We start from the raw sequence: 15935 nt of genomic DNA, 5'->3' as shown, positions 1-15935 counted from the left end.
GTCGATGGCATTTTTCGCCAGGCAGACCTCTGCAGCGAATTAAATGCCCGATTAGCGGTTGCCATCGTCAGGACGCTCGGCAACACTCTCGTCCCGATCAAGGAAGGAGTGCCATCGTGAGCGCTGTCGATATTTTCCGCATGCTGTCGCTGGCAGCCATCTGGGGCGCGAGCTTCCTGTTCATGCGCATTATTGCGCCGGTGATCGGCACTATTCCGACCGCGTTCTTTCGAGTGTCGATTGCTGCCGTCGGTCTGCTGGTGATTCTCGGGCTGATGCGCATCAGCTGGGATTTCAAGGGCAAGCTGAAAACCGTGATGCTGCTGGGAGTGATCAACTCGGGGATTCCGGCCACGCTGTACTCGGTCGCAGCGCAAGTGTTGCCGGCGGGTTATTCGGCGATCTTCAACGCCACCACACCGCTGATGGGCGTATTGATTGGCGGGCTGTTTTTCAGTGAAAAACTCACTGTCGCGAAACTGACCGGGGTGTTTCTCGGCTTGTTCGGTGTCGGTGTGCTGACGCGTGCAGGACCGGTGGCCTTTGATCTGCAGTTGCTGATGGGCGCCCTAGCCTGCCTGCTTGCCACCACTTGCTACGGTTTCGCCGGTTTTCTCACGCGACGCTGGCTGGATCACAGTGGCGGGCTCGACAGCCGACTTTCGGCCGTGGGCAGTATGCTCGGCGCCTCGCTGTTTCTCTTGCCGCTGTTCGGCTACAGCGTGATCACTGCGCCTCCGGCAAGCTGGGGTGGATGGAATGTCTGGCTGTCGCTGCTGGGCCTGGGGCTGGGTTGCACCGCGTTCGCCTACATCATCTATTTCCGCCTGCTCAGCTCCATCGGCCCGGTCAAATCGATGACCGTGACCTTCATGATTCCGGCGTTCGGCGTCTTGTGGGGCGCGTTGTTGCTGGATGAGCCGTTGTCGATGGCGCACCTGTATGGCGGGGTGCTGATTGCGTTGGCGTTGTGGCTGGTGTTGAAGCCGGCTGTAGCAACAGCCCGCTGATGTTGCGGCGCTGATAAGTCAGTCTTCGCGAGCAAGCCCGCTCCCACAGGGGAATGCATTCCAATTGTGGGAGCGGGCTTGCTCGCGAAGAGGCCGGCCCAGACACTGAAAATGCCCGGGTCAGCCCGAAGGTTTTCAAGCAGTTTTACGGAACACAAACACTAGCCCGACAATGATCAACAGCATCCCCAGCACGCTCAACGCCGCCAGGCGATTGCCAAAAATCAGATAGTCCATCACCGCCGTCACCGCCGGCACCAGATAGAACAGGCTGGTGACATTCACCAGATTGCCCCGGGCGATCAGGCGATACAGCAACAGCGTCGCCAGCACCGACACCACCAGCCCCATCCACAGCACCGGCACGATGAAACCGGCGCTGTGTTCGAAGTGAAACGGCTGGAACGGCACAAAGATCCCGCAGAGCAACAGGCCCGCCAGATACTGCACCGGCAACGTTCCGAGGGGATTGTCGGTGATGCGTTTCTGCATGATCGACCCCAGCGTCATACTCGCCAGCGCCAGCAAGCCAAACAACATCCCCGCCCACGACATCCCGGCCAAACCAATGCCTTGGTAAACCACCATGATCAACCCGGCCAACCCCAACGCCAGACCAAACATCCGGCTCGCCGAACGCTGCCGCTCCATCAATACCACCGTGAGGATCGGCTGCACGCCCATGATCGTCGCCATCACCCCCGGCGTGACTTTGGTGTTCAGCGCCAGCAGATAGAAAATCTGATACGCCCCCAACAACACCACGCCCGTAGCAATCGCAAACAGCATCGGCCGACCGCCTTTGGGCAGCTTCAACTTGAGCAGCGGCGTCAACAGCAACAGCCCGCACAGCGCGATCACAAAGCGAATCAGCAGAAAGGCAAACGGCGATGCATGGGCCAGGCCCCATTTGGAGAAGATCGCCCCGCTGCTCCACAGCAGAACGAACAGGCTCGTGGACGTCGCCGCGAGCGCGGATTTTTTCGATAGGACAAACATGAATACCACCTGTAGTCAGGCAAATAGCCAATTCAGCCGAGGCTGAAATTCAGTAGGTTTTTCTGGCGGGCGCAGGGGTCAGCAAAGAATGCCGATCAGCCCGAAACGCCAACGCCCGGCGGTGATACGAGGGCGCACACCGGCGTGCTACTGACAGGTGGAGGGTAATGACTGATCTGCCCAGGCTGCTGATTCCCGCACGGCACGACGCCAGCGTTGACCGCTGAATCGACTACCGCGTTGATGAGGGATGCAGGCATTGGGGCTGATCTTTTTTGAAGGGTTTGAAGAGTGAATCAGCTGATTCACGAGCGCCGACTATAACCAGCGTAGGACATGGATTGCAATGATTTGGACAAAGGGCCAGCAGGGACAGCTCGATGGCAGGCGCATAGGCTGATGAACAACGGATAGGCCCATTGATGGGGGACAGGGAATGCTCAAGATCACATGCCAAGGGAACGGACGAGTTTGCGGTATCAGTTGTATCGGTCAGAGTCGAGGAAGCAGGCTGCTATCGTTACCCTTCAACTACAGCTTCAGTTGGAACAACATGGTCCGACTGCCATCGATTTGTCGAAAGTACGTTTCGAACCTATCGACCAACAAGCACTACAGGCATCAACTCTCTGGAGAGACCAGCACTTTTGCTGGAATGAGGTCATTGAGTGGAAAGGTCGAGAGCCCTTATCTCTGGACATCGCTATCTGGTTTGAAGAGGAACTTTGCGGACTGTGTTTCGCAAATCCAAATGCCAGCAAAAACAGAATACGAATTGTGCGTCTGGAGGGACGTCCCTACGAATCCCATCCGTTAAAAAGACGTATCGGGGTACTGGCGATGATTGTGATTGAACAATACGCCCAACTCATTGGCAGCAAGGTTCTCGAGATTCAAGAACCTTTGAAGGGCGCGATTTCCCACTATCAAGAGCTTGGCTTCGGCTTCGACGCTGGTGGCCGCCTTGTCAAAACCCTGGAGAACCTAGTATCGTGAAAACTGTTCAATTAACGATCAACACTGGTGGAGAAATGAGCAAATCAACCAAAAAGCCTTCCTCCAGAAAAGACATACTTCCTCTCGGCAAAAAATCCGGTGAGGTAACGCTCACTGCGAGTCAGAGGCGTCTGCTGCAGTTACTGATAACGGGCACTGAAAGCGAAGAGCCGAACGTACTCGCCGCTGGCCGACTCTAGACTTATAAGCAAACAAAAAAACCGCTCACAAGGAGCGGTTTTTTTATTTCAATATCCAGCCTCAACCAAACAGCCAATACCCCAACAACGTCAACACCACCACCGCAAGCACCGGACGCAGGATGCGGTAGGCCTTGGGATTGCGGCGTTTCCACTGCTTGACCAAGCCACTGAACCTGTCGCTGAAGTTCTTGCTCCAAGCGTAGGCCTGATTGATACCGCCGACACGTTCGTCATCAAGGTTCTGCGGGGCGGTGGCGCGTCCCAGCCAGGCGCTGATGGCGCGGTTGATGCGGGTCATCACACGGTTGCTCAGCGGACGTTCGACATCGCAGAACAGGATCACGCGGGTTTGGTCGGTTTCGTTCTTGACCCAGTGCACGTAGGTTTCGTCGAACATCACGTCTTCGCCGTCGCGCCAGGCGTAGACCTGACCATCAACAAAGATCCGGCAATCGTCGGAGTTTGGCGTCGACAGGCCGAGGTGATAGCGCAGCGAGCCGGCAAAAGGATCGCGATGCGGGTTCAAGTGGCTGCCACCCGGCAACAGGGCGAACATCGCGCCTTTGACGTTAGGGATCGCATTGACCAGCGCCACGGTTTTCGGGCACAGGGTTTCGGCCGACGGCAGCGGTTTGTCGTACCACTTGAGGTAGAAACGCTTCCAGCCCTTCTTGAAGAACGAGCCGAAACCGGCGTCATTGTTCTTCTCGGCGGCGCGGATGTAGCCCTCGTCGAACAGGTGCATGGCTTCGTCGCGAATGGTTTCCCAGTTATCGCGCAGCACATCCAGCTCCGGAAACTTGCTGCGATCCAGATACGGCTTGGAGGGAACGCCGGAAAACAGGTACATCAGCGCGTTGTACGGGGCGAACAGCGCCGAGTGGTTGACGAACTGACGCAGAACCGGCAGGCGCGCCTTGCCGCGCAAATGCACATAGAGGATGCTGCCCGCAAACAACAGCAACACCGACACCTTGGCGGCTAACGAAAAGTTCATCAACGACTCCTTGAATAAAGACAACGCTGCGCAATGCCCTTTACCCGGCATGGCAGCCGGCCATGATAAACACTACCGGCCTCGGGAAAAACCCGCTGAACCCAAGATTCAGTGTTAAGGATTGCGCAACAAAGCATTTATTAGCATAACGATCCTGAACCCCGGCTGATCTGAGTCAAATTCGACTACTGCTGATTCTCCTGCTCGGTGAACAGATCACTGAACAACATGCTCGACAGATAGCGCTCGCCGGAGTCCGGCAGAATCACCACGATGGTCTTGCCCTGCATTTCCGGCTTCTCTGCCAGACGCACTGCCACAGCCATGGCCGCGCCGCAGGAGATACCGCACAAGATCCCTTCTTCCTGCATCAGACGCAGCGCCATGGCCTTGGATTCGTCGTCAGTGACCTGCTCCACCCGGTCGACCATCGACAAATCTAGGTTCTTCGGCACGAAACCGGCGCCAATCCCCTGAATCTTGTGCGGGCTCGGCTTGATCTCTTCACCCGCCAACGCCTGGCTGATGACCGGTGAAGACACCGGCTCCACCGCCACCGACAGAATCGGTTTGCCCTGGGTATTCTTGATATACCGCGAAACGCCGGTGATGGTTCCGCCGGTTCCGACGCCGGCCACCAGCACATCGACAGCGCCATCGGTGTCATTCCAGATTTCCGGGCCGGTGGTTTTTTCGTGAATCGCCGGGTTGGCCGGGTTGTCGAACTGCGACGGCATGAAGTATTTGTCGGTGTCGCTGGCAACGATCTCGGCGGCTTTCTCGATTGCGCCTTTCATGCCCTTGGCCGGTTCGGTCAGGACCAGCTCTGCGCCCAGTGCTTTCAAGACCTTGCGACGCTCGATGCTCATCGAAGCCGGCATGGTCAGCATCAACTTGTAACCACGGGCGGCGGCAACGAAGGCCAGACCGATGCCGGTATTGCCCGACGTCGGCTCGACGATGGTCATGCCCGGCTTGAGTTTGCCGCTACTTTCGGCATCCCAGATCATGTTCGCGCCGATCCGGCACTTGACCGAATAACCGGGGTTGCGCCCCTCGATCTTGGCCAGAATGGTCACGCCACGCGGCGCGATGCGGTTGATCTGCACCAGCGGCGTGTTGCCGATGGAGTGGGCGTTGTCAGCAAAAATACGGCTCATGGCTGGGTCCTTATGCAGCGTTGAATTCAGCGTTTCAAGGTATGCCTGTTGCCTGGCGCAGTCCAGTCGGGTCGAACGTCTGCGCCGCGCCACAGTCAATCGCTTACATCGTTCGGGAATTGTTGTCATGAAGCGTCGCTACAGTTGGCCACTAGGGATCTTCACCGTCGTCGTTGTGCTGTTGATCGCCCTGCACATCGCCCTGCCCTACATGGTGCGCGATTATCTGAACGGCAAACTGGCGGACATGGGCGATTACCGCGGCCAGATCACCGACGTCGATCTGGCCTTGTGGCGCGGCGCCTACAAAATCAACGGCCTGAAAATCGTCAAGGTCGACGGCAAGGTGCCGGTGCCTTTCGTCAACGCGCCACTGATCGACCTGGCGGTCAGTTGGCATTCGCTGTGGTACGACCATGCCGTTGTCGCGCAGGTCAAATTCGTCAAACCCGAAGTCAACTTCGTCGATGGTGGCGCCAACAAGCAGAACTCTCAAACCGGTCAAGGCACCGACTGGCGCGAACAACTGGGCAAATTGCTACCGATCACCCTCGACGAGGTGCAGATTCACGAGGGCAAAATCACTTTTCGCAATTTCAACTCCAAGCCACCGGTCAACATGAATGCCACCAACGTCGAAGCGAGCATCTACAACCTGACCAACGTGGTCGACAAACAGGGCAAACGCGACGCCCGCTTCGAAGGCAAAGCGCTTCTGCTCGGACATGCCCCCTTGGAAACCACTGCCACCTTCGACCCGCTGAGCAACTTCGAGGACTTCCAGTTCCGCCTGCGCGCCCGCGACATCGAGCTCAAGCGCATGAACGACTTCGCCTCGGCCTACGGCAAGTTCGATTTCAACGCCGGCCACGGCGACGTGGTCATCGAATCCCAGGCGAAAAAAGCCCAGGTCAGCGGCTACATCAAACCGCTGTTGCGCGACGTCGAAGTGTTCAACTGGCAGCAGGACGTGGAGAACAAGGACAAGAGCATCTTCCGCTCCGTCTGGGAGGCCATCGTCGGCGGCACGGAAACCGTGCTGAAGAACCAGGCCAAAAACCAGTTCGCCACCAAGGTCGAGCTCAGCGGCAACGTGCATCAGCAAAATATCAGCGCATTCGAAGCGTTTTTGCAGATTCTGCGCAATGGCTTCATTCAGGCCTTCAATGCGCGGTATGAAAGGCCTAAGCCGGATGCGGGCTAGTTCTTGAAAATCCGAGCTGCTTCGCAGCTATCGGGGATGAATCCCCTCACCCCAGGGGCGCTGTCTGGCGTCAGGCCGAAACCGAGTCAACATGTGACGCCCCATTCAGAGACTGAATAAGCCGTCTGCGTTCACAGTCGACCGGGCTGCGCGTTATAGTCGGGGCATCCGATTTTTTCGCCCCCGCCCTGCCCGTGCAGGTCGGCGTTACCGTTCGAGGATTAGCAGATGAAGTTCGAAGGCACCCAGGCCTACGTCGCCACCGATGACCTAAAGCTGGCGGTCAACGCCGCCATCACCCTGGAGCGGCCGCTGCTGGTCAAGGGCGAACCGGGCACCGGCAAGACCATGCTCGCCGAGCAACTGGCCGAATCGTTCGGCGCCAAGCTGATCACCTGGCACATCAAGTCCACCACCAAGGCCCACCAGGGCCTGTACGAGTACGACGCGGTCAGCCGTCTGCGCGACTCGCAACTGGGCAATGAGAAAGTCCACGATGTGCGCAACTACCTGAAGAAGGGCAAGCTGTGGGAGGCTTTCGAGTCCGAAGAGCGGGTGATTCTGCTGATCGACGAAATCGACAAGGCCGACATCGAGTTCCCTAACGACCTGCTGCAAGAACTCGACAAGATGGAGTTCTACGTTTACGAGATCGACGAGACCATCAAGGCCAAGAAGCGCCCGATCATCATCATTACCTCCAACAACGAGAAAGAGCTGCCGGACGCCTTCCTGCGCCGCTGCTTCTTCCACTACATCGCCTTCCCGGATCGCAGCACCCTGCAGAAAATCGTCGATGTGCACTACCCGGACATCAAGAAGGATCTGGTCAGCGAAGCGCTGGACGTGTTCTTCGACGTGCGCAAGGTGCCGGGCCTGAAGAAGAAGCCGTCGACCTCGGAACTGGTCGACTGGCTGAAGCTGCTGATGGCCGACAACATCGGCGAAGCGGTGCTGCGCGAGCGCGATCCGACCAAGGCCATTCCGCCATTGGCCGGAGCGCTGGTGAAGAACGAACAGGATGTGCAGTTGCTTGAGCGCCTGGCGTTCATGAGCCGTCGCGGTTCTCGCTAAGAGGCTGATGCCATGTTGCTCAACCTGTTCAATGAAATGCGTGCAGCCAAGGTGCCGGTGTCGGTGCGCGAGCTGCTCGACCTGATCAACGCGCTGAAGCAGCGCGTGACCTTCGCCGACATGGACGAGTTCTACTACTTGTCGCGGGCGATTCTAGTCAAGGACGAACGGCATTTCGACAAGTTCGACCGCGCGTTTGGCGCCTACTTCAACGGCCTGGAAAAGCTCGACGATCACTTGCAGGCGCTGATTCCCGAAGACTGGTTGCGCAAGGAATTCGAGCGCTCGCTGACCGACGAGGAACGCGCGCAGATCCAGTCCCTCGGCGGTCTCGACAAGCTGATCGAAGAGTTCAAGAAACGTCTGGAAGAACAGAAGGAACGCCACGCCGGCGGCAACAAATGGATCGGCACTGGCGGCACCAGCCCGTTCGGCTCCGGCGGCTTCAACCCGGAAGGCATCCGCGTCGGCGATGCCGGCAAGCGTCAGGGCAAAGCGGTCAAGGTCTGGGATCAGCGCGAGTACAAGAACCTCGACGATTCGGTGGAGCTGGGTACGCGCAACATCAAGGTCGCCCTGCGTCGTCTGCGCAAATTTGCCCGTCAGGGTGCGGCTGAAGAGCTGGACATCGACGGCACCATCGACCACACCGCCAAGGACGCCGGCCTGCTGAACATTCAGATGCGCCCGGAGCGGCGCAACACGGTGAAGCTGTTGCTGCTGTTCGACATCGGCGGCTCGATGGACGCGCACGTGAAGATCTGCGAGGAACTGTTCTCAGCGTGCAAGACCGAGTTCAAGCATCTGGAGTACTTCTACTTCCACAACTTCATTTATGAGTCGGTGTGGAAGAACAACATGCGCCGCACGTCCGAGCGTTTTTCGACCCAGGATTTGCTGCACAAGTATGGCGCCGACTACAAAGTGATCTTCATCGGTGACGCTGCCATGGCGCCCTACGAAATCACCCAGGCCGGCGGCAGTGTCGAGCACTGGAACGAAGAGCCGGGCTACCTGTGGATGCAGCGCTTCATGGAGAAGTACAAGAAGCTCATCTGGATCAATCCGTATCCGAAGGACACTTGGGGATACACGTCGTCGACCAATATCGTGCGCGATTTGATCGAGGATCAGATGTATCCGTTGACTCTGCGCGGGCTGGAAGAAGGGATGCGGTTTTTGTCCAAATAAAAAGCCAAAGATCGCAGCCTTCGGCAGCTCCTACAGAAAATTTCGCATTTCCATGTAGGAGCTGCGGCACGCTGCGATCTTTTGATCTTCAACCAAAACGCCGCAAATACTCGACATGCTCGCGGTGCGCCACTTCCTGCACCACCGGCCTCAACCGCACCTGCGCCCCCGGCAGACACTGCGCCAGTCGCGCCAGCGCCAACGGCGTCAACGCTCCCAACCTTGGATAGCCACCAATGGTCTGCCGATCATTGAGCAGCACAATCGGCTGTCCATCCGGCGGCACCTGCACCGCGCCCAGCGGAATACCCTCGGAAATCATCGGCCGGCCTTGATACTGCAACGCCTTGCCCAGCAATCGAATCCCCATGCGGTCGGCGCGACTGTCCAGCGTCCACGGACTGTTGAACACATCGAACAGACTCTGCCCGCTGAACTGACCGATCTGTGCGCCGAGCACCAGATCCAGCGGCGTATTCAGGCGCAGATCAGGTCGATGCGCCTGCGGTACTTCACGCACCTGCAGAGCCGCACCGCAATAACTCAATGTCGCGCCCTTGTTCAGCGGTAACCCCATACCATCCAATCCACCGAGTTCCTCGCGCACCACCGTGGCACTGCTGCCCAGCACCTGCGGCGCGTCGAATCCACCGGGCGCCGCCAGATAAGCCCGGGCGCCGAGCAGCGGTTGGGTGAACTTCAACGTCTGGCCTTTGCCCAGCTTGAAACTGCGCCACGGCGCCAGCGCCTGCCCGTCAATCTGCGCGCCAAGATCCGCCCCGGCCAGTGCCAGCAAGCAATCCTCCTGGGCCACCACGGCAAACCCGCCGAGAGTGATTTCGATCACCGGCAGATCCAACGCATTGCCGAGCAACCAATTGCCCCAACTCATCGAACACCAGTCCGCGGCACCGCCCTGGGTCACGCCCAAATGGCGCACGCCAAAGCGCCCGGCGTCCTGCAACAGGCACAGCGGCGTGCTCGCTTCAATCGTCAGTCGGCTCATGCCAGCGCCTCCAGTGGCGTGTCATCGCCGCCCAGGTTGATGAACTCGGCGTGGCTCACCGCTTCGAAACGCACGGTGTCGCCGGGTTGCATCAGGCTGTAGCCGTCGCGATGACGGTCGAACAGTTTCGCCGGGGTGCGGCCGATCAGGTTCCAGCCGCCGGGGGACACCACCGGATAAGCCGCCGTCTGCCGCTCGGCGATACCGACGCTGCCGGCCGCGACTTTCTTGCGCGGGGTGTCCAGGCGTGGCGCCGCAAGGATTTCCTCCACCAGCCCCATGAAGGCGAATCCCGGGGCGAAGCCGAGGGCGAACACCTGATATTCGCGAGCGCTGTGACGGCGGATCACTTCCTCCACCGCCAACCCGCTGCGCTGCGCCAGCAAGCTCAGTTCGGGGCCGACACTCAGGTCGTACCAGACCGGCAACACATGGCACTGGCCGCCGGTGAGCGCATTCGGCGACAGGTCGATCAAGGCTTCAGCGATCAATTCACGGGCCTGACTCGGGCTCAGCGCGGTCAGATCGTAATGCACCATCAACGTGGTGTAGGACGGCACCAAGTCGATCAACTGCGCGCCAAACACCGTGCGCAAACGCTCACTGGCGGCGAGCATCCACGGCATGTTGGTTTCGGCAATTTCATCGAACAGGCGCAGCATCAGGCAGTCCAGGGCCACCACTTCAATCCGTGGGTTCATGGCGCGCGCTGCTGATTCAGGGCCTCGCGAATGCGCTGCACGGCGGCCACCGAACTGGCGTTATCGCCATGCACGCACAAGGTGTTGGCCTGCAGGTGCAGCGCGCTGCCGTCGCAGGCAACGAGCTCGCCGCCACGGGCGATGGTCAGCGCCTGTTCGATGATTTTTTCTGGCTCGTGATGCACCGCGCCCGGCAGTTGCCGCGAAACCAGTCGACCTGCACTGTCGTAGGCGCGGTCGGCGAAGGCTTCGAACCACAGGGTCACGCCGTATTCGTCACCGAGCTGTTGCGCCGCCGAATTGTCGCGCGTGGCCATGAGCATCAATGGCAAGCTGCGATCGTAGGCGGCAACGGCCTCAATCACCGCCCGCAATTGCGCCGGGTTGGCCATCATGTCGTTGTACATCGCGCCGTGAGGTTTGATGTAACCGACCCGCCCGCCCTGCGCCTTGCAGATGCCGTCGAGCGCGCCGATCTGGTAATGCAGGATGTCTTGCAGCTCTTGCGCGGAATAGGCCATGGAACGCCGGCCGAAACCGACCAGATCCTGATAGGCCGGGTGCGCGCCGATCTGCACGCCGTGGCTCAGGGCCAGGCTGACGGTTTTGCGCATGATGCTCGGGTCACCGGCATGGAAGCCGCAGGCCACGTTGGCGCAGTCGATGAAGGGCATGACCTCGGCGTCCAGACCCATGGTCCAGCTGCCGAAACTCTCGCCGATGTCACAGTTCAATAGCAGGCGGCTCACGGTGAACACTCCTGTAGCTTCTGGTCTTTTTATCTGTAGGACGCTTGCCCGGCAGGTTATCAGTTACTGCGCATCCAGTTGCTTGCCACGGGTCTCCGGCAGGCTCAATGCGGCGAGAATCACCACGCCGTAGGACACCGCAGCGAACGCACCGATACCCACGCTCAACGGGACTTTCTGACTCAGCAAACCAATCAGCAGCGGAAACAAAGCCGCCAGCGCCCGACCGATGTTGTAGCAGAAGCCCTGCCCCGAACCGCGAATCCGCGTTGGAAAAAGCTCGGTGAGAAACGCGCCCATGCCGCTGAAAATCCCCGAAGCGAAGAAGCCCAGCGGAAAACCCAGCCACAGCATCACCCCGTTGCTCACCGGCATCTGCGTGTACAGCAGAACGATGGTGAACGAGCCGACCGCGAACAGGATGAAGTTCTTTTTGCGTCCCAGCAGATCAGTCAGATAAGCGCTGATCACATAGCCGACGTAGGAACCGACAATCACCATCGCCAGATACCCGCCAGTGCCGAGCACGCTCAAACCGCGCTCGTTCTTGAGGAAGGTCGGCAGCCACGAGGTGATCGCGTAGTAACCGCCGAGCGCGCCAGTGGTCAGCAAGGAGGCACGGAACGTGGTGAACAGCATGCCGGGGGCGAAGATCTCGTAGAACTTCGCCGGATTCTGCGGAGTTTGCGCCGCCTTGGCTTCGCGATAGATCTCCGGGTCTTTCACCAGCCGCCGCACGAAGATCACGAAAATGGCCGGGACGATGCCGAGAATGAACAGCGCACGCCACGCGTCTTCTGGCGGCATGATCGAGAACAGCAGCGCATACAGAATCGCCGTCAGCCCCCACCCCAGCGCCCAGCCGGATTGCACCATGCCCACCGCTTTGCCGCGATCCTTGGCGCGGATCACTTCACCGATCAACACCGCGCCGGCGGTCCATTCGCCGCCGAAACCGAAGCCCATCAGGGTGCGGGCGATCAGCAGCTGTTCGTAGTTCTGCGCGAAACCACAAAGAAACGTGAAAAAAGCGAACCACAGCACCGTCAGTTGCAGGGTACGCACGCGGCCGATGCGGTCGGAGAGAATCCCCGCGACCCAGCCACCAATGGCCGAGGCGATCAGGGTGCTGGTGTGAATCAGCCCGGCCTGCCCGGTGGTGATGCCCCACATGGCGATCAGGGTCGGCACCACGAAACTGAGCATTTGCGTGTCCATGCCGTCCAGGCCATAGCCGATCTTGCAGCTCCAGAAGGTACGACGCTCTTGCTGATTGATGTTGCGATACCAGTCGAACGGTCCCGGGCGGGCCGTGCTCTTGGGGAGGTCGAGGGTGTCGGGCGCACGCATGGCAAGTCTCCGCAGGCTTTTATTGGTCTTGTTCGAAGTTCCGACGACGCCTATCGTGGGAACCGGATGCGCCGATTTTTCGTCGCCCGGCCCTGCTGCGTCCAACGAATAAAAACCCGCCTTAGGCATAAGAAAAATTTGTCACCCGAGCCGTTGCCATGAACCTGAAGTTTCTCGAGACCTTTGTCTGGGTCGCCCGGCTGAAGAGTTTTCGCCTGACCGCCGACAAGCTGTTCACCACCCAGGCGTCGATTTCCAGCCGCATCGCGGTGCTCGAAGGCGAGCTGGGGGTGAAGCTGTTTCTGCGCGATTCACGCGGCGTCAGCCTGACACCCGAAGGCCTGAAGGTGCTGGATTACGCCGAGCAGATGCTCGATACGATGTCGGCGCTGAAGCAATCGATCGAGACCCGTTCGAGCAAGGTCGGCCGGGTGCGCATCGGCGTGATGGACACGGTGATCCACACTTGGCTCAGCCCGTTGGTGGCGCAGATGACCGATCTGTATCCACGGGTGGAAATCGAGCTGGTGGCGGATACCTCGCTGAACCTCTGCGATCAGCTGCAAAAAGGCTTTCTCGACATCGTTCTGCAAACCGATCTGATACGTCACGAAAGCGTGCGTAGCTTGGAGCTGGCCAGCCATCCGCTGGGCTGGATCGTTGCGAGCAGTTCGATTTACAACCGCGACTACGCCGACCTCGGCGAACTGGCGCAGGAACGGCTCATCACCTACTCGAAAAACTCCCGACCGCATCAGGATCTGCTCGCTTTGATGCAGGCCAACGGCGTGCTGGCACCGCGCCTGAACTGTGTGAATTCGGTGTCGGCGATCACCCGGCTGTTGCGTGATGGTTTTGGTATTGGCGTGCTGCCGCCGGTGCTGGTGGCCGAGGAACTGGCGCGGGGTGAACTGACTTTGCTCGACATCGACCAGCGACCGCCGAATCTGCAGGTGGTGGTGTCGTGGCGAGTTGGCGTGGAGTGGGTCGAGGAGATGGTGACGTTGTGTCAGCAGGTGCTGGAGGGGTATGCGCGCAAGGTCGGTGAGAACTACATTGTCTTGAGTGCCTGACACCCTGTGGCGAGGGAGCTTGCTCCCGCTGGACTGCGAAGCAGGCCCAAAACCAGACATCCCAATCATTCAGGACAATTGAGTTCATAGCTTTACGACTGCTGCGCAGCCGGGCGGGAGCAAGCTCCCTCGCCACAGGAGTTTTGCCAGACTTACAAGCCGCGCACGTCGCGGTCTTCAATCGGCCGGCTCTGGCGCAAGCGCCGGCCGCCCAAGACCACCCAGTCAATCAGACGAATCAGGCACTCGATGCCGAACGACAGCAGCAACGCCCCGCTCATGCCCCAGATCATCGCTTCCGGGGTCAGCAGGATCTGGTAGCTGTAGCCATTCCAGGTTTCCTTGCGAATGTCCGGGTCGGCGGCCAGCACCACTTGCAGGAAGCGGATGTACCACGGGCCCTGCATCGCCTGGAACTGTTTATCCAGCGCAATCTGGCGGTTGAGCAAGGTGCTCAGGCTGTCGGCGTCGCTGCGAAATACCGGGTCATCACTGGCGCGGTAATGCGCGACTAGCGCCTGCAAGTCGCCCTTGAAAAACTGCTCGGCGGTGCCCTGAAAACCGCGCAGACCGGTCTGCGCTTCGATCAGATGGGCTTCGACGCGTTTGGCGTAATCGTTGATGAAACCCGGCACCTGGACACCGATCAACAGGCCCGCCGCAAACAACACCAGCCGTAGATAACTGAGCAACATCGAGGAGAGATCCTTTATTCGGTCGTGCCCTGGCTGACGCATTCACCGCGTCGCCACAGGCTCCATTGGCCCGGTTGGTAACGGGTCCAGGTTTCGTTTTCGGTCAAAGGCTCGGTGGCGATCACCGTGACCACATCGTTAGGCGTGGTTTCCGCCTGGAAATCGACGATCACATCGACATCCTTGAGCCGCGCCGGGCCGAACGGTGCGCGCCGGGTGATCTGTGCCAGTTTGGTCGAGCAATAGCAGAACAGCCAGTCGCCGTCGCTGAGCAGGCAGTTGAACACGCCTTTGCTGCGGTATTCAGCGCACGCGGCGACCAGATCCGGCAGCAGCACTTCTATATCGACCGGTTCCGGAAATGCTGCACGCACGCGGTTGAGCAAATCGCAGAACGCCGCTTCGCTGTCGGTGTCGCCCACCGGGCGGTAGAAACTTTTGATCGGGGTGAAATCGGCGAGTTGGCCGTTGTGCGCGAAGCACCAGTTGCGCCCCCACAGTTCGCGCACGAACGGGTGGGTGTTGGACAGGCAGACCTTGCCGACGTTGGCCTGGCGGATGTGGCCGATCACCACTTCACTCTTGATCGGATAGCGCTGCACCAGGTTGGCGACTTCCGACTCGCTGCTCGCGGCCGGGTCCTGGAACAGGCGCAGACCGCGCCCTTCATAGAAGGCGATGCCCCAGCCGTCGCGGTGCGGGCCAGTACGCCCGCCGCGCTGCATCAAGCCGGTGAAGCTGAACACGATATCGGTCGGCACGTTGGCACTCATGCCCAGTAATTCACACATGTGCGGACTCTCGGTTTTACAGACGCGGCTCGACGCGCATGCGCTGCGGATTGTTCGGCACCGGCGGGCGACCATAGCGGTCATCACCGGCAGCGCCGAACGGCTGATCGTCGTCGCGATCATCGGCACGCGCCGCAGCCTTGGCGGCCTCGGCCTGCTCGCGGCGGGCGCGCGAGGCACGTTCGATCGGGAAGCGGATCAGCACGAAGATCAGGTAGATGCCGAACGCAATCATGCCGTACATGAACAGATCGGAGACCGCTCGCCAGGCGTTGTTGCCGACCTTGAAGGCCAGATCCAGCGCAGTGATGGCGATCGACGGCGCGACCTTGGCTTTCACCGGGTCAATGATGGTCGGGCTGAACAGCAACACCGCCATCAGCACCCGCAGCGGCTCGCGCAACCAGCGCCACATCCAGCGGGTCAGGCGCATCCCTACCAACAGGCAGCCCACAGCGGCAAAGGCGTAGAGGCCCCAGGCGATCAGATAGTCGTTCTCGGTCATGGTGTCCATGGCAAGGCAGGCAAAGAGGCGCTTATAGTAACGACTTTTCGCCCGCCAGGCTTGTCCCAATGCCAGACGGCCCGCCGCAATCATTGTGGGAGCGGGCTTGCTCGCGAAAGCGGTGTGTCAGCCAAATAAGTCTTTACTGACAGGACGCCTTCGCGAGCAAGCCCGCTCCCACAGGGGAGTGCGATGGTTTCAAGAGCTGCGAAAACCCTTATTCCGTAAATG

At 59.6% G+C, this 15935-nt stretch carries 16 protein-coding genes; 6 read left to right on the top strand and 10 right to left on the bottom strand.

From position 1 onward, the window contains the following. Positions 1–116: 116 nt before the first annotated feature. Positions 117–1010 carry a DMT family transporter gene (locus ACS4NR_RS01560; RefSeq protein ID WP_027614539.1) on the top strand — a complete coding sequence of 298 codons (894 nt, stop codon included), beginning with the start codon at positions 117–119 and terminating at the stop codon, positions 1008–1010. 135 nt (positions 1011–1145) lie between these two features. Here the strand turns inward: ACS4NR_RS01560 and ACS4NR_RS01555 are convergent, their stop codons facing one another. After that, positions 1146–2009 (bottom strand): DMT family transporter, encoded by an 864-nt coding sequence (locus ACS4NR_RS01555; protein ID WP_456018925.1) that lies wholly within the window; start codon positions 2007–2009, stop codon positions 1146–1148. 471 nt (positions 2010–2480) lie between these two features. On the opposite strand from ACS4NR_RS01555, the gene ACS4NR_RS01550 reads away from it, so the two are divergent. Beyond that, on the top strand, positions 2481–3005 hold the full coding sequence (locus ACS4NR_RS01550; RefSeq protein WP_317258396.1) for a hypothetical protein: 525 nt from the start codon (positions 2481–2483) through the stop codon (positions 3003–3005). 261 nt (positions 3006–3266) lie between these two features. On the opposite strand, the gene ACS4NR_RS01545 is transcribed toward ACS4NR_RS01550, so the two are convergent. Both ACS4NR_RS01545 and cysK read right to left on the bottom strand, forming a co-directional pair. Further along, the gene (locus ACS4NR_RS01545; RefSeq protein WP_456018924.1) at positions 3267–4205 is read right to left on the bottom strand and encodes an aspartyl/asparaginyl beta-hydroxylase domain-containing protein; all 939 of its coding nucleotides are present in this window, start codon (positions 4203–4205) and stop codon (positions 3267–3269) included. A 185-nt stretch (positions 4206–4390) separates the two neighbouring features. Next, positions 4391–5365, bottom strand: a complete 975-nt coding sequence (gene cysK, locus ACS4NR_RS01540) for a cysteine synthase A (protein ID WP_047598160.1) — start codon at positions 5363–5365, stop codon at positions 4391–4393. 127 nt (positions 5366–5492) lie between these two features. Here cysK and ACS4NR_RS01535 point away from each other — a divergent pair, with 127 nt between their 5' ends. The 3 genes from ACS4NR_RS01535 to ACS4NR_RS01525 all read left to right on the top strand — a co-directional run bounded on the left by ACS4NR_RS01535 (position 5493) and on the right by ACS4NR_RS01525 (position 8834). Beyond that, entirely contained in the window at positions 5493–6569 is a 1077-nt protein-coding gene (locus ACS4NR_RS01535) for a DUF748 domain-containing protein (protein WP_166497076.1), read from the top strand. A gap of 228 nt (positions 6570–6797) precedes the next feature. Continuing rightward, entirely contained in the window at positions 6798–7643 is an 846-nt protein-coding gene (locus ACS4NR_RS01530; RefSeq protein ID WP_003222636.1) for an AAA family ATPase, read from the top strand. Between the two features lie 12 nt (positions 7644–7655). Next, entirely contained in the window at positions 7656–8834 is a 1179-nt protein-coding gene (locus ACS4NR_RS01525; protein WP_027614532.1) for a vWA domain-containing protein, read from the top strand. Positions 8835–8922: 88 nt separating this feature from the next. Here ACS4NR_RS01525 and ACS4NR_RS01520 read toward each other — a convergent pair whose 3' ends face one another. From ACS4NR_RS01520 to ACS4NR_RS01505, 4 genes are all read right to left on the bottom strand, one after another. Then, positions 8923–9840 carry a 5-oxoprolinase subunit C family protein gene (locus ACS4NR_RS01520; protein ID WP_166497078.1) on the bottom strand — a complete coding sequence of 306 codons (918 nt, stop codon included), beginning with the start codon at positions 9838–9840 and terminating at the stop codon, positions 8923–8925. Further along, on the bottom strand, positions 9837–10541 hold the full coding sequence (locus ACS4NR_RS01515; protein WP_456018923.1) for a 5-oxoprolinase subunit B family protein: 705 nt from the start codon (positions 10539–10541) through the stop codon (positions 9837–9839). The genes ACS4NR_RS01520 and ACS4NR_RS01515 overlap by 4 nt, the downstream gene beginning before the upstream one ends. Beyond that, a complete protein-coding gene (locus ACS4NR_RS01510) occupies positions 10538–11290 on the bottom strand; it encodes a 5-oxoprolinase subunit PxpA (protein ID WP_456018922.1) in 753 nt (250 codons plus the stop codon). The genes ACS4NR_RS01515 and ACS4NR_RS01510 overlap by 4 nt, the downstream gene beginning before the upstream one ends. Before the next feature lie 63 nt (positions 11291–11353). Beyond that, on the bottom strand, positions 11354–12640 hold the full coding sequence (locus ACS4NR_RS01505) for an MFS transporter (RefSeq protein ID WP_253150412.1): 1287 nt from the start codon (positions 12638–12640) through the stop codon (positions 11354–11356). A 158-nt stretch (positions 12641–12798) separates the two neighbouring features. Here ACS4NR_RS01505 and ACS4NR_RS01500 point away from each other — a divergent pair, with 158 nt between their 5' ends. Beyond that, the gene (locus tag ACS4NR_RS01500; RefSeq protein ID WP_456018921.1) at positions 12799–13713 is read left to right on the top strand and encodes a LysR family transcriptional regulator; all 915 of its coding nucleotides are present in this window, start codon (positions 12799–12801) and stop codon (positions 13711–13713) included. Between the two features lie 152 nt (positions 13714–13865). Here ACS4NR_RS01500 and ACS4NR_RS01495 read toward each other — a convergent pair whose 3' ends face one another. From ACS4NR_RS01495 to ACS4NR_RS01485, 3 genes are read right to left on the bottom strand one after another with little or no spacing between them, the layout of a single operon-like run. Next, positions 13866–14408: a DUF2937 family protein gene (locus ACS4NR_RS01495; RefSeq protein WP_064586452.1), complete on the bottom strand. Its 543-nt coding sequence runs from the start codon at positions 14406–14408 to the stop codon at positions 13866–13868. 14 nt (positions 14409–14422) lie between these two features. Next, positions 14423–15199 (bottom strand): class II glutamine amidotransferase, encoded by a 777-nt coding sequence (locus tag ACS4NR_RS01490; protein WP_007969599.1) that lies wholly within the window; start codon positions 15197–15199, stop codon positions 14423–14425. 16 nt (positions 15200–15215) lie between these two features. Beyond that, positions 15216–15713, bottom strand: coding sequence for an MFS transporter (locus ACS4NR_RS01485; RefSeq protein WP_103369779.1), 498 nt, complete (start codon positions 15711–15713; stop codon positions 15216–15218). Between the last annotated feature and the right edge of the window lie 222 nt (positions 15714–15935).

Source organism: Pseudomonas sp. JQ36 (assembly GCF_053851495.1).
The sequence above is the reverse complement of the archived record's forward strand: the minus strand, read 5'-3'. Positions and strand labels throughout refer to the sequence as shown.

Coding starts and splice junctions, on each gene's coding strand:
- ACS4NR_RS01530 (WP_003222636.1), top strand. CDS start 6,798: ATGAAGTTCGAAGGCACCCAGGCCTACGTCGCCACCGATGACCTAAAG.
- ACS4NR_RS01500 (WP_456018921.1), top strand. CDS start 12,799: ATGAACCTGAAGTTTCTCGAGACCTTTGTCTGGGTCGCCCGGCTGAAG.
- ACS4NR_RS01495 (WP_064586452.1), bottom strand. CDS start 14,408: ATGTTGCTCAGTTATCTACGGCTGGTGTTGTTTGCGGCGGGCCTGTTG.
- ACS4NR_RS01490 (WP_007969599.1), bottom strand. CDS start 15,199: ATGTGTGAATTACTGGGCATGAGTGCCAACGTGCCGACCGATATCGTG.
- ACS4NR_RS01520 (WP_166497078.1), bottom strand. CDS start 9,840: ATGAGCCGACTGACGATTGAAGCGAGCACGCCGCTGTGCCTGTTGCAG.
- ACS4NR_RS01505 (WP_253150412.1), bottom strand. CDS start 12,640: ATGCGTGCGCCCGACACCCTCGACCTCCCCAAGAGCACGGCCCGCCCG.
- ACS4NR_RS01525 (WP_027614532.1), top strand. CDS start 7,656: ATGTTGCTCAACCTGTTCAATGAAATGCGTGCAGCCAAGGTGCCGGTG.
- cysK (WP_047598160.1), bottom strand. CDS start 5,365: ATGAGCCGTATTTTTGCTGACAACGCCCACTCCATCGGCAACACGCCG.
- ACS4NR_RS01555 (WP_456018925.1), bottom strand. CDS start 2,009: ATGTTTGTCCTATCGAAAAAATCCGCGCTCGCGGCGACGTCCACGAGC.
- ACS4NR_RS01515 (WP_456018923.1), bottom strand. CDS start 10,541: ATGAACCCACGGATTGAAGTGGTGGCCCTGGACTGCCTGATGCTGCGC.
- ACS4NR_RS01535 (WP_166497076.1), top strand. CDS start 5,493: ATGAAGCGTCGCTACAGTTGGCCACTAGGGATCTTCACCGTCGTCGTT.
- ACS4NR_RS01485 (WP_103369779.1), bottom strand. CDS start 15,713: ATGGACACCATGACCGAGAACGACTATCTGATCGCCTGGGGCCTCTAC.
- ACS4NR_RS01545 (WP_456018924.1), bottom strand. CDS start 4,205: ATGAACTTTTCGTTAGCCGCCAAGGTGTCGGTGTTGCTGTTGTTTGCG.